The 12,087-nt window shown below is 68.5% G+C and carries 11 protein-coding genes and 1 pseudogene; 9 read left to right on the plus strand and 3 right to left on the minus strand.

Translation table 11 applies throughout. The features are described 5' to 3' along the window. Positions 1-4: 4 nt before the first annotated feature. Positions 5-571 (plus strand): isochorismatase family protein, encoded by a 567-nt coding sequence (locus AB0I23_RS38115; protein ID WP_359117120.1) that lies wholly within the window; start codon positions 5-7, stop codon positions 569-571. 68 nt (positions 572-639) lie between these two features. After that, positions 640-1,329 carry a transposase gene (locus AB0I23_RS38120; protein ID WP_359117122.1) on the plus strand — a complete coding sequence of 230 codons (690 nt, stop codon included), beginning with the start codon at positions 640-642 and terminating at the stop codon, positions 1,327-1,329. Between the two features lie 8 nt (positions 1,330-1,337). Here the strand turns inward: AB0I23_RS38120 and AB0I23_RS38125 are convergent, their stop codons facing one another. Next, entirely contained in the window at positions 1,338-1,595 is a 258-nt protein-coding gene (locus tag AB0I23_RS38125) for a hypothetical protein (protein WP_436847060.1), read from the minus strand. A 204-nt stretch (positions 1,596-1,799) separates the two neighbouring features. Between AB0I23_RS38125 and AB0I23_RS38130 the strand changes: the two genes are divergently transcribed. Then, a complete protein-coding gene (locus tag AB0I23_RS38130) occupies positions 1,800-2,213 on the plus strand; it encodes a DUF6086 family protein (RefSeq protein ID WP_359117128.1) in 414 nt (137 codons plus the stop codon). Between the two features lie 242 nt (positions 2,214-2,455). Here the strand turns inward: AB0I23_RS38130 and AB0I23_RS38135 are convergent, their stop codons facing one another. Beyond that, positions 2,456-2,680, minus strand: a complete 225-nt coding sequence (locus tag AB0I23_RS38135) for a hypothetical protein (protein WP_359117130.1) — start codon at positions 2,678-2,680, stop codon at positions 2,456-2,458. A 464-nt stretch (positions 2,681-3,144) separates the two neighbouring features. Further along, entirely contained in the window at positions 3,145-6,570 is a 3,426-nt protein-coding gene (locus tag AB0I23_RS38140) for a hypothetical protein (RefSeq protein ID WP_359117133.1), read from the minus strand. Positions 6,571-6,807: 237 nt separating this feature from the next. Here AB0I23_RS38140 and AB0I23_RS38145 point away from each other — a divergent pair. From AB0I23_RS38145 to AB0I23_RS38170, 6 genes and pseudogenes are all read left to right on the plus strand, one after another. After that, positions 6,808-6,996 (plus strand): annotated as a pseudogene (locus AB0I23_RS38145) (MFS transporter); the annotation flags it as partial. A 151-nt stretch (positions 6,997-7,147) separates the two neighbouring features. Beyond that, the gene (locus AB0I23_RS38150) at positions 7,148-7,930 is read left to right on the plus strand and encodes a hypothetical protein (RefSeq protein ID WP_359117146.1); all 783 of its coding nucleotides are present in this window, start codon (positions 7,148-7,150) and stop codon (positions 7,928-7,930) included. 444 nt (positions 7,931-8,374) lie between these two features. Continuing rightward, positions 8,375-8,587: an SH3 domain-containing protein gene (locus tag AB0I23_RS38155; protein ID WP_359117135.1), complete on the plus strand. Its 213-nt coding sequence runs from the start codon at positions 8,375-8,377 to the stop codon at positions 8,585-8,587. Between the two features lie 381 nt (positions 8,588-8,968). Continuing rightward, on the plus strand, positions 8,969-9,868 hold the full coding sequence (locus AB0I23_RS38160; RefSeq protein WP_359117137.1) for a phage baseplate protein: 900 nt from the start codon (positions 8,969-8,971) through the stop codon (positions 9,866-9,868). A 170-nt stretch (positions 9,869-10,038) separates the two neighbouring features. Further along, positions 10,039-10,848 (plus strand): helix-turn-helix domain-containing protein, encoded by an 810-nt coding sequence (locus AB0I23_RS38165; protein ID WP_359117139.1) that lies wholly within the window; start codon positions 10,039-10,041, stop codon positions 10,846-10,848. Between the two features lie 318 nt (positions 10,849-11,166). Next, on the plus strand, positions 11,167-12,003 hold the full coding sequence (locus tag AB0I23_RS38170) for an undecaprenyl-diphosphate phosphatase (protein ID WP_359117142.1): 837 nt from the start codon (positions 11,167-11,169) through the stop codon (positions 12,001-12,003). The last annotated feature ends 84 nt before the right edge of the window (positions 12,004-12,087 follow it).

A 12,087-nucleotide genomic window follows, 5' to 3' on the forward strand; every position in this document is an offset into this window, starting at 1 on the left:
CGCCTTGAGCACGCTTGTCAACCGGCCGAACACCGCCCTGCTCGTCATCGACGTGCAGAACGGCATCGTGAGGGAGGCGTACGCGCGGGACAACGTCGTTGCCAACATCGGTACTCTGGTTGACAAGGCGCGCGCCGCCGACATCGACGTTGTGTGGGTTCAGCACAATGGCGACGATCTGCCTCGGGACAGCGAGAGCTGGCAGTACGTCCCCGAGCTCGTGCGGCGCGATTCCGAGCCCCTGGTGCAGAAGGCGTATGCCGACTCCTTCGAAGAGACCGACCTGGAGTCGGTGTTCGCCGCGCGCAGCATCGGCCGGCTCTTTGTCGCGGGCGCGCAGACCGACGAGTGCATACGCTCGACGCTCCATGGCGCGATCACCCGCGGCTACGATGCGACGCTGGTCGGCGACGCCCACACCACGGAGGACTTGTCGCAGTACGGAGCGCCGACGCCCGACATGGTCATTGCCCACACGAACCTGTACTGGCGGTACCACACGGCTCCCGGCCGGACCGCAGGCACGGTCAACACCGCCGACGTCGACTTCGCCGTGAACTCCAGCGCCTGAGACGAGGCACGGTCGATGTCGAGAGGATCGAGGAGATTCGATCCGGATGGAGGACCCTCGCCCAGGGTATGAGCCTGCGGGGAGTCGCTCAGCACCTGGGCTGGGGCCGACACACCGTCCAGCGATACGCCCGAGCCGCCCGCTGGCAGGACATGGTCAAGGGCCGGAAACCACCCCGCCGCACCAAACTCGACCCGTTCAAGCCCTACCTGGAACACCGCTGGACGGAGGAACGAGGCCAAGTGACCATCCTCGACCTCCACCGTGAGATCACCGAACACGGCTGGCGCGGGCACTACTCCCTCGTCCGCGACTGGATCCGCCGTGCCCTCCCGGCCTACGAGAAGGCGCCTCCACCCTCACCGACTCCGTCAGTCCGGCAGGTCACCGGCCTGCTTACGCGGCACCCCGGAACCCTCCCCGAGGATGACAAGCTTCTCCGCAAGGCCGTGCTGGCCCACTGCCCTGAACTCGTCACTGCAGCCGACCTGGTCAGCTCCTTCGGCGAGATGCTCACCACGCTCTCCGGCACCGACCTGCCCGCCCGGATCAACCAAGCTGCCGCCGCGAACCTCCCCGGCATCAGTAGCTTCGCCACTGGCCTGAACAGCGACTACGACGCCGTGACCGCCGGACTGACCACCCACTGGAACTCAGGCCCGGTCGAAGGGGCAGTCAACCGGATCAAGATGCTCAAGCGGCAGATGCTCGGCCGCGCCGGCTTCGGCCTGCTGCGCAAGCGGGTCCTTCTCTCCTGAGGGTGCGGTCAGACCGCGTCCTCCACCAGTCCGAAGCCGTCCGGAAACTCCTCCAGAAACGCTCGCCGCGACGGATCAGACTCCTCGCGGGCCATGGTGGCGAGCAGGCCGAGGAAGTCGTCCTGCTGCTCATGCGACATCTTGCTCACGACGTGAGCGACGCCCTCCAGGACCTTGACGGCGTCGTCTGGATCCATTTGCTCGTCTTCATAGCCTTCAACGAACCAGAGGACATCGACCAGAGCCTCGGCCAGAGCTCGCGTCAAGGAGGGGTACGTACCGGGCATCGAGATGATCTCCCAGCAAGTCGGCGAACAGAGTCCCGTCATCTCAACACATGCCACTGACGTCACGGTCAACAACCGGGTCACGGAACTTGCGCCAGACCCAAAAGAGGCTCTGGCTCACTTTCCGTGCAGGGCTGACTGACCGTAATGTCGACCCCCTGTGACCAGCAGTGAGAGGCTGACGTGAGCCAGTACTACGACTTGGGCGACCAAACCCTGTGGAACCCGTGCAACGGGGCGTCCCGGCTGTTCATGAGCCAGGTCACCGTCTATCAAGCCGAAGTGGGTCTGCCATCCGGCATCGGCCCCATGGAAGCTGACGAGTGTCAGATCGACCCCATCGTATTCGCAGAGTTCGTCGACGCCCTGCTCGCCTGGCATAGCAAAACCAGGCACGCCGTCATGGCCACCCTGTCCGAAGGGTTCGTTGCCACGGTGCTGGCCTTGGCTGAGAAAGCGAACATCGAGGTGAACTGGCAGGCGGCCAAGCGCGCCGAGAGCGGCTATCTCAAGATGGCTTCGGATCCCCATGCAAAGGAGTGGACAGCCGCATTGCAGCAGAAGTCACGCGAGCTCACCCGACACATAGCGACCTGAGGATCGTCTGCCAGCACCTGCGGCAGGCTCGCAAGCGTTGCCCTACGTGTAGAGCAGGACACGCTGGCGTTTGAGGATCTTGATCCGGTTGACGTGTCCTTCGACCACGCCCGAACTCCAGGGCAAGGTGAGGCCAGCGATGACGGCGTCCCGGTCTCCGCCATGATGCGTACCGCCCCCTCACGAAACTCCGCCGTGAGCACTCGGCGCTTCTCCGCCATGACAACCAACATCCCCTGCTGTCACGGACTCCGTGCTACGAGGGGAACCTCATAGGAGCTGTGAACCCGCTCCGACCAGCCTCTGCACCCAGCGCAGTTGGACCCGGCTATCGTGCACCGGGCCTCGATGCCTACCGCCTCATCGTTCACGTCGACCGACAGCACCGCGATATCGGCGATCGACGGGAACAGCAGCTCCTCCAGCCGGAGCACCGTCTCCCCCACGGACCCGAACTCTGAGCCCATCCAAGATCTCCACTGATGATTTTCAGGCAACTTCCCGACGGCCAGGATGGCCTCCAACCGTCACCCACGGTGCACGCTTCACGGAAAGTGCGCCAGAACACAAAAAAAGTGCTTACAAACAGTAGTCGCTTCAGGAATGCCGCGGGGCCCTTGATCTGAGTGACCAGGCGGTCAAAACTCACGACGAACCACGGCCTCGTCGCTCGCGGACTGCCACTACAACCCGTCGACGTCCGCTGTCGGAAGAGGTGACCGAAGCCAACGAGCGTGACCACCGGCGCTTGCCCCACACCCTTGCAGAGGGGGAGCGGCCCAGCAGACGGGTCCTGTTTCCAGGACCACGGTCCGGTGAGCGAGCTGCGACGCCGGACCGTTGATCCACACTGTGCAGACGCCAGGGGACGGCCGGTCCCCGGCCGGTGGACCCTGCCAGCCGCCGCGGTCTGCTCCGATGTTTCCTGGTGCTACTCGGCTGCCGTGGTCAGCGCCAGGGCTGCCTCCCGTACGTCGGGGTGGGGGTGGCGTCGGAGGGTGCGGAGGTGGGTGCGCCAGTCCAGTGTCCAGCCGGTGCGGGCACCCAGCGCCTGGGTGAGCGCGACGGCAAGCAGCCCGCCGGCGCAGCCGGCGTTCGCCGTGAGCCGCTCGGTCGCGCACAGCAGCACGAGCGGGTCTCCTGGGCGACGGGCGGCGTTGAGCCGGTTGCGGAGGGTATCTGCAGTGCGGGCGGCCAGGACGGGGCGGTTGGTATGGAGGGCCTCCAGACGTTCCAGTGCGGCGAGCAGCTGCGCCGGTTCCGCGTCGAGGTCGAGGGCCTTGGCGAACAGATGGGTGCTCTCCGGCAGGAAGTCGGTTGCCGCGCTGAGGAGTTCGGATGCGCGCAGGGCCGCTGCTCGCGGTCCCTTCGACGCTCCCGTTGTGACCACGGTCGCGAGTCGCGCGACCAGGTGGCCGATCCGCTGCCGGGCGGGGCGGTCCCGTTCGCCCTCCGCGTCCAGGTGGCGTGTGGGGGCTGTTGCCTCGGCCCTGATGAGCTGCCCCAGCGCCTCCAGCAGCGGGCCCGCGCCGTCGGTCGAAGCGGTCAGCGCCACCAGTCCGTCCGCTGCCGCGCGCCAGGACGAGCGGTTGTCCAGGTCGACGGTGGCCTCCAGCAGCAGCCGCTCGGCCTCGGGGTACCACGGCGACCAGCGCGCGAGCAGGCCCATGGCAGCACCAGCGGTCTCCACGTCGCTGCTGCACGACACCTGCCCCACCAGCCGCGCGTAGTGGGGTCGGTCCTCTGCCTGGAGCTCGTACGGCTGGGTGCGCAGGACTGCGGCCTGGCTGACCGGCAGGCCGTCGGCGGCACGTTTCAGCAGGCGCCAGGCCGCGGGCGAACGCAGCAGTTCGGCGGCAACGGGCACACAGGCCGCCTGAACGTCGCGGTGCTGCCCGGGCAGGTCGAATGCCTCGGCGAGAATCGCGGCGGCGGTGCCGACGGGCAACCGGGAGGCGGCCAGCCGGACGAGCTCCTTGCGGCTGGTGACCTTGGCCGCCGGGGCGAGCGCGCCGTCGTCGGCGGGGAGCAGCGCGGCGCGTAGAACCGCCTCCAGCTGGGACGGGGCGACGAACCTGGCCGCCCGGGCGGCCGCGTAGAGCGCGACCCTCGCCTTGTCGTCCGCGGCGTGGGCGAGCAGGAGTGGCAGTGCTTCGGCGGGACGGTCCGTCCACACCAGCGCCCCCAGGGCGGCCTCGGCGAGGACCGTGTCGGGGGAGTCGAGATACCGGCGGGCGATAGGGAAGCCCAGTTCGGGGATGGTGACCGCGACGCGTATGTGTCCGGCCCGCACGTGCTTGGGCAGCGAGGCGTCGCCCGCCACCCTGGTCAGCAAGCGGGCGGCGGCGGCCTGCTGACGGGGCAGCCAGGTGCCGATGCCGTCGATGGGCGGCAGCCAGCGGGCGCCCGGCGTCAGGAATCGACCGTACGGCGGCTTGTCAGCGAGAACGGTGTGCAGGAGGTCCGTGCGGCGGTGCGTCAGAACTCGTAGTACCGGGTCCAGTACGGCAGCCGACGGTTCGAGTTCCAGCACCTGAACGGCCCGTTCGTCTCGGGTAGAGGGTTTGTCGAGCCACAGGTCCACGGCCTGACTCATGGTCGCGTTGTCTCCGAACTGGATGGCCTGCCAGAGGAGTTCCTGCAGTTCGCGCATGTGGTGGGCGCGGCGGCCGAGGGCGCGGGCCACGGCGAAGGTCAGTGAGTGGTCGACCTTGTCCGCGCCTGCTTCCAGCCATGGCCGGAGGGCCTCGAAGACCTGGAACTCCTGTCCACGGCGCAGGGAGGTGTCGAGGCGGCCCAGGTTGGCGCCGCCGGTGTGCCCGGAGAGCCGCTGCAGGGTGGCCAACGCCCACTCCACCAGGGGGCGTTCGCCGCTCGCAGCGTGTTCTCGCAGCAGCGTGAGCGCCAGCGAGGAGAGGGCCTGCCAGGTTCGTCCGGAGCTGTCGCGCGCCTCGATGGCATCGGTCGTGATGCGGTCGAGCAAGGTGGCGTCCGCGCCGGTGAACAGCCCTGGCGAGGTCCGGGCGAGGGCGGCGAGCGCGGCTGACCGCACCGGCTCCTGCTCGTTGCGGAGCCGTTGCAGGTCGACGAGCAGTTCGGCGACGGCGGTGGCCTCGCCGGACCTGGCAGCGTTGCGGACCAGCAGAGGGTACGCCAACGCTCGGTCCTCCGCAGCCGGTCGGCGGGTGGCGGCGAGCAGCCGCGGCCGGGCCTCGGCGGTCGGCAGGTAGGCGACGGCGGCCAGCACGGTGTCCCAGGGCGCGCCACGTTCGGCGGCCTGCGTGGCCATCCGCCGCGCCTCGGCCTGCGCGCGGTGGCGGGGCAGTACGTCGAGGAGGCTGCCGGCCAGGCTGCTGCGGCTGAGGTCCTGGCCGGCGGTCGCGGCATCGTAGAAGGCGTCGCGCCGGGACGGCGGCAGCGCGCGGAGCAGCAGCGCGAGGGACTCCGGGGAATGGCTCCAGGCCCGGCCGAGGTCAGTCAACTCCGGCGGCTCCAGTTGGGCGACACGGCTCAGGGCCGTACGGGACACCAAGCCGCGAAGGGGACCGACGAGGCGTTCCGGTGCCGTGATCAGACGGATCGTCCGTCCCGGCGCGGCCTTGAGCAGGACGCCCAGGCCGGCGCGTACGGGTCCGGGAAGCTGAGCCGGGCAGTGCAGCTCCAACAGGTCCAGGACGCGCAGCGGGCGGGCTTCGACAGTTGCCGCGAAGACGTCCGCGTTGCGGTACCACCAGGGCGCGCGTGACTGCTCGGGCAGTTCGGCGAGCTGGCGCGCGACCTCGTCGAGTACCAGGTCCGGGTAGCGGCGGCCGAGAGCGTGCCAGCGGGTCACGGCCCGGAAGAGCCCTGGCAGCAGCCGTTCCACGGCCTCGGGTCCGCACCCGGGCAGCAGCTGTGCGGCCTCGTCGCCCCACAACTTCTTTACGGACAGGATCAGCCGCTCGGCCAGGGCGGTGCGCCCGCCGGCGACGACGGCGGTGGCCAGCTGCCGGCGCACGGCCGCCGGGGCGTCGTCCACCGCCCGTTCGAGGGCGGTGTCGCTGATGGGCAGCCGGAGCGAGGACTTCAGCGCATGACCGCGGACAGTGCCGTCGGGGTCCGCGAGCCGGGCCTCCAGGAAAGCGACGTCCCCTCCGATGGCTGCGGCGAGGACGGCGAGCCTGCGTCCATGCAGCCCGCGCGTGTCCAACTCGTCGAGCAGTGACCGGAGCCGACCCGCGTCGCGGCTGTCGCCGTTTCGAACCAGGCTCCTCGTCCACGTGGCGAGTGCGCGCATCCGGGCGGGGTACGCGAGCGGGTCGAGGACGGCGTAGAGGTGGTCGACGGCTGCGCGGGGGTCTCGGGGCTCGATGGGCATGCCGGCCATTCTGGTGCCACCGGGCGCTCTGCTCGTACAGGTTTTCGCGCGCCCCACACCACGTCCGTCACAGGCGCTTGGCAAAGGCAGGGCAGAGATCTGGAGACTGGAAGATCCACAGCCGGAACGCAGACAGCACTCCCAGGGTGAAGCGCACGTTCGGAGCGCTTCACCGACGGCAGGGGCTTCCGCCAGGGCCTGACCCCGCGCCTCGCCCGGCGGCTCGGCGACCGCGCCGTGCTCACCTCGGGCGGCGGCCTCATCGCGCTCGGCTTCCTGGGGATGGCCGTCTTCCACGACACTCTCGCCCAGTATGTGGCCTGCGCCCTCGTCGTGGGGCTCGCGACCGGACTCTTCGAGTCGATCACCCGGACCCTGTCGGCGGAGGTCGTCGAGGAACAGGAGACCGCTCTCGCCGTCGGCCTCAACGAACGTGTCCTCTCCCTCGGCGCGGCCATCGGCGCCGCCGTGATCGGCGCGTTCTTCGCGGCCCACGCCTGTTCGCGGCACCACGCACATCGCCGAGTCCGGCTACCTGTGGGGCTGGGGCGCGTGCGCCTGCGCGGCCCTTGTCGGCATGGCGCTCGCGCTGCGCCATCGCAGCCCACGCGAGGCGAACGCGATCGACGCGATGACCGTCGCCCACACCGCCGTCGGACTGCTCCGCCAGCAACTGCCGTCCGGTGTGGTCGTGCATGGCATCGTCACCGATGGCGGCCAGGCCGTGAAGGTCATACCGGCCCGCACCCGCGCGCGCTGCGAGGTCAGAGCGCTGATCGTCGAGCAACTCGCCGAGGCGTGGCAGCGGGTGCGCGCCTGCTTCGAGGCCGGGGCGCTCGCCACCGGCGCCGAGCTCGAACTGTGCTCGCACGGAAGGGACGTCGCCGATCCGCGTCAGGACCCTGACTTGACGGAGGCCTACGTCAGGGCACTCGGCGGACTGGGCCGTACGGTGATGTCACGGCACGGCGAGACGATGGCGTCGACGGACATGGGCAACGTCTCGCAGCTGATCTCCACGATCCACCCCACGATCGGCTATGACACAGACGGTGCCAAGCAGCACACTCCCGAGTTCATCGCGTACGGCAAGAGCCCGGGAGCCGACCGGGCGGTGCTCGACGGGGCGACCGCGCTCGCTCTGACCGGTGCTGGTCTGGCGGCGTCGCAGGCCCAGCGGAGCCGGCTGCTCGACGGGGTGAGGAAGCGGCAACGGAGTTGGCCGGCGGCCGGCGGGGCCAACAGGTCCTGGACAACCTCAACCCCGACCCCGCCGATCGCCGGCGGCACGATCACCCTCCCCGGTCGCTCTTCCATCCCGGGAGGGGAATTCCCCTCAACCGGGAGCTTGAGCGGCTGATGCGGTCGCCGCCGAAGATCGCGCAGGTGGGCGGCCAGTGCCGGTGAGATGCGCCGTTCCACCGGACCCGCGGGACGTCCCTCTTCCTCCCAGGATCAACAGGGACGGCATCTTTGCACTCAGCGCAGGAAACGCTCCATCGCGGACGGCCCCGCTCCCGGGGCCGGTCCGGCAGAACCCGGAACGCAACGCGTAGGAGAATCCGTGATTCGACGCATGGTGCAGCGCGGCCTCGTGGCCGCTGTGGCAACGCTCGCATTCCTCCCCACCGTGGCCGTGGCGGCCGACGCTATCCCCTCGGCCGCCGGCCGGCCCACGACGTGCCCGCGGGTATCGGCGCCCGCCCAGCACTCCACGTCTCTCGGGACCACAACCCCCAGCCACCGGAACACGACGCATCCGGACCGACCCTCGGCATGCCATGCCCACGTGAAGAGTCGTGTGGTGACGCGCCGCATGTACCTCAATGTGCGCTCGGGCCCAGGCACCCGCTACCGGGTCATCGGCGCATCGCGTCCCGGCAGCCTGGTGATCCTCGCCTGCAAGAAGCAGGGAACCAACGTCCTGGGCAACAACCGCTGGTACAAGCTCGCGGACCGGAAGGCGTACGTCTCCGCCCGCTTCGTCCGCAACCTCGGCGCCGTTCCCTGGTGCTGAGCGCATAAGCCGGCCCGCCTCGCAGGCTCTGCGGGGCGGGCCCGCCCCCGGGCCAGGGCGTGTGTCGGAAGTCCCGCCTGCCCCGCGACGCCTGGCACGCACGCTCGCTGCGTTGTCGGGGTCGTCCACGTACGTCCGGTACGAGGACGACTCTCCGCCTTGCTATCGCACGCACCGGACGCCGCCGGGCCCGCCCTTCGGGCGGACGGCGGGACTTCCGGCACACACCCTGGAAGCAAGGAGCATCCCATGACACCTTCCACTCAAGGCGCACCGAGTCGCAGAACTCTGCTCGGGCTCGGCACCGCGGCAGTTCTGGGGGCCACTGTGCCGGCCTCGTCGGCCTGGGCGCAGCAAAGTGAGAGACCGGCCAGTCCGGCCTTGACCGAACGCGCTTCCCTTGCCGCGGCGGGCAAACCCTGGATCCGTAACGGTCGACTGCACCACGTCACCGTGCTGCAGTCGTTCGCGTTCGACGAGCGGCGAGGTCATGTCTACGCGCTCCAGGTCATGCAGGGCGGCACTCAACTGCCGGGTGAGAAACGCATCTACGGGCGTGCGGAGCGCGCCGCACGCGGTGATCTGTGCCTCAACCGACTCACGATGTCGGGTGTGCTTACCGGCTACATGTATCTCAAGGGCTTTGGCCACGGTGGCGCACTCGGCGTCGAGGCGTCTCAGCGCGGCTCCGGCATGCTGTGGACGGAGTGGGACGCCAATCCCGCCTCCGGCTACGGCCGCGGCATCTGCCGCTTCCGGTTCGTGGACGGCCGCGTATTGACCCGCAGCAGTGGCGATCTTGCCACCTACCGGCCCGTTCCTGGCTCGACTAGTAACCACGTGGCCCTGGACCAGGCCAACCGCAGACTGTTGCTGCGGTACAAGGTGCGCGGCGTGCCACGCTTCGCGGTACACGACTTCCAGCGGTTCGCAGCACACGATTTCCGCCCGCTCGCCGACTTCCCGCAGCCCGGCACCGGCCTGGGCCTGCCCTTCCAGGGTATGACCCTGCACGGCGACCACGCGTATCAGATGTTCGGCACCGGCTACGGTCCGGAAAATCCTCGGTCCTCTGCCGGCAACACCTGTCTGTTCGGTATCGATTGGCGAACCGGCCGAGTCGAGCAGCAGTCGCTCGACCGTACGGCTCCCGGACTGTATCCGCGTGAGCCCGAGGGGCTGGCCGTACTCCGCGAAGGTGGCCCTTGGCTGTGTATGGGCTTCACTCAGGGGCCATCGGGAGGCCGCGGCTTCTCCCTCTACTACAAAGCGATTGTCTGATGACGTCGTAAACGGCTCATGGGTCACCCCATCGCCCGGTTTCCGGCGCGCCGTGTATTGCTGGTCGCTCTATAGGGGTACGCATTCCCGTGCCCGGGACGAGCCGGCAGTCCTGGCAATCGCGGGAACCTCACGGCGAGGTCCCGAAGACGGACAGGGAGACAATAGGGATGGCCCGTTGGCAGCCGCTGCCCGACTCACTCAGCCCGGACTTCCGCCTTCTGGTGAGTCAGTTGCGCATCATCAAACAGCAGACCGGGCTGAGCCTGGAAGGACTGGCCGCACGCACGGCTCACAGCAAATCCTCTTGGCACCGATATCTCAATGGTGACCAATTTCCGCCGCGTACGGCGATCGAGGCGATCGGCCCACTCGCAGGGGCGGACCTGACCCGTCTCCTCACCCTGTGGGACACGGCGTTCCAAGCCGAGACCGAACCCAAGCAAACCGAACCGAATCGAACCGAACCGAATCGAGCCGAACCGCAGTCGCCCCCCGTGATCCAGGCGACGGCTCCCATCGGCCGGATCCCGCGAGCGAAGAAAATGACCATCGTGCTGGCCGCCTTAGGCGCTATTTCGGTGCACGCGGCCTTTGCTGAGGAGATCCTCACCCCGGCGACCGCCCGTCCTCGGCAGGAGGCGGATACCTCCTGCCGAGGAGAGACCTGCGAGGGGCATTACGCAAACCGCTCAGGTTGCGAAAAGGACGCACGGACCGAGAGTACCGTCGCCGACGCCGCATATACCGTACGACTTCGCTACAGCCCCTCGTGTGCCGCGGTCTGGGCCGAAGTGCGAACGCAGGCCGAAGGCACTCGCAATGTCTCGATCAGATCAGGACCGAACGAACTGCTCGCCACCTACGCCGGAAGGTCGAATGCCGGCGGCAGCAGTCCCATGCTGGCCGCATCGAAGCCGCGCCCCGCGCAGGCGTGTGCAGAAGTGGCGGGCAGGATGGCGTGCACCGGGCTCCCGTGAGCGAGCGACGGCCGCCAAGCAACGCCTCTTTCGTCATGATGCCGCAGCATTGAGCCAGCGACTCCGAACCTTCCTGTCGCAACGGTAAAAGCGGAAATACACTGTCCCGACCAGCCCTGCCGACGCGCGGTCTTCGCAGCGCACACGCACCCGTGAGCCAGGAAACGCAGGAGCTCACCCACTGAACACCCTTCCCGATCCACGGCGTCCACGGGACGAACCGCACCACGCTGAATGACACAGCGCCCCTCACGGACCACTCGCGCACCACCCCGCAACGTCACTTCACCGCCCCACCCACCGCAGATATGGACCCCGATGAGTGCTATCAGCGTCGGCCAGGCCGTCGTCCTCGGAATCGTCGAGGGAGTCACGGAATTCCTGCCCATCTCCTCCACCGGCCACCTCAAGATCACCGAGGGGATCATGGGTATCCCCGTTGACGATACGTCCGTGGTCGGCTTCACCGCCGTCATCCAGGTCGGCGCGATCGCCGCCGTGCTCGTGTACTTCTTCAAGGACATCGTGCGGATCGTCTCCGCCTGGGGCCGCGGACTGCGCGATCGCGAGGAGCGCTACCACCACGACTACAAGTTCGCCTGGTGGGTCATCTACGCGACCGTTCCGATCGTCGTCGTCGGCCTTGCGGCCAAACCCCTCGTCGAGGGCCCGCTCGGTTCGCTCTGGGTGGTGGCGGCCTCGCTGATCGTTGGCAGCGGTGTGATGTGGGCGGCCGATCAGATGGGCCGGCACAAGCGCGGAGAGGACGACACCTCATTCAAGGACACGATGATGGTGGGCAGTTCGCAGATCCTTGCCCTGCTCTTCCCGGGTTTCTCGCGCTCCGGCGCCACGATGTCCACCGCGCTCATCCTCGACCTGGACCGCGTCGCGGCCACCCGGCTCTCCTTCTTCCTCGGCATTCCCGCCCTCACCGGCGCGGGGTTGTACGAGCTGAAGGACGCTGTCGGCGCCGGGGTCGGCGCCGCACCACTCGTTGTAGGCACGGCCGTCTCGTTCGTGGTCGCGTACGCCTCGATCGCGTGGCTGCTGAAGTTCGTTGCCCGCCACTCCTTCAACGCCTTCGTGATCTACCGAATCATCGTGGGCACACTGCTCTTCGGCCTGCTGGCCTCCGGAGTGCTCACCTCCTAATGACGTTGTCAAGCTGCGGATGTGGCAGGGAGTTCATGTTGGAAACACCTTCCGTCACGTATCAGGGCCCACAGCACGTTCACT

Source organism: Streptomyces atratus, assembly GCF_040655115.1.
GTDB classification, from domain to species: domain Bacteria; phylum Actinomycetota; class Actinomycetes; order Streptomycetales; family Streptomycetaceae; genus Streptomyces; species Streptomyces atratus_D.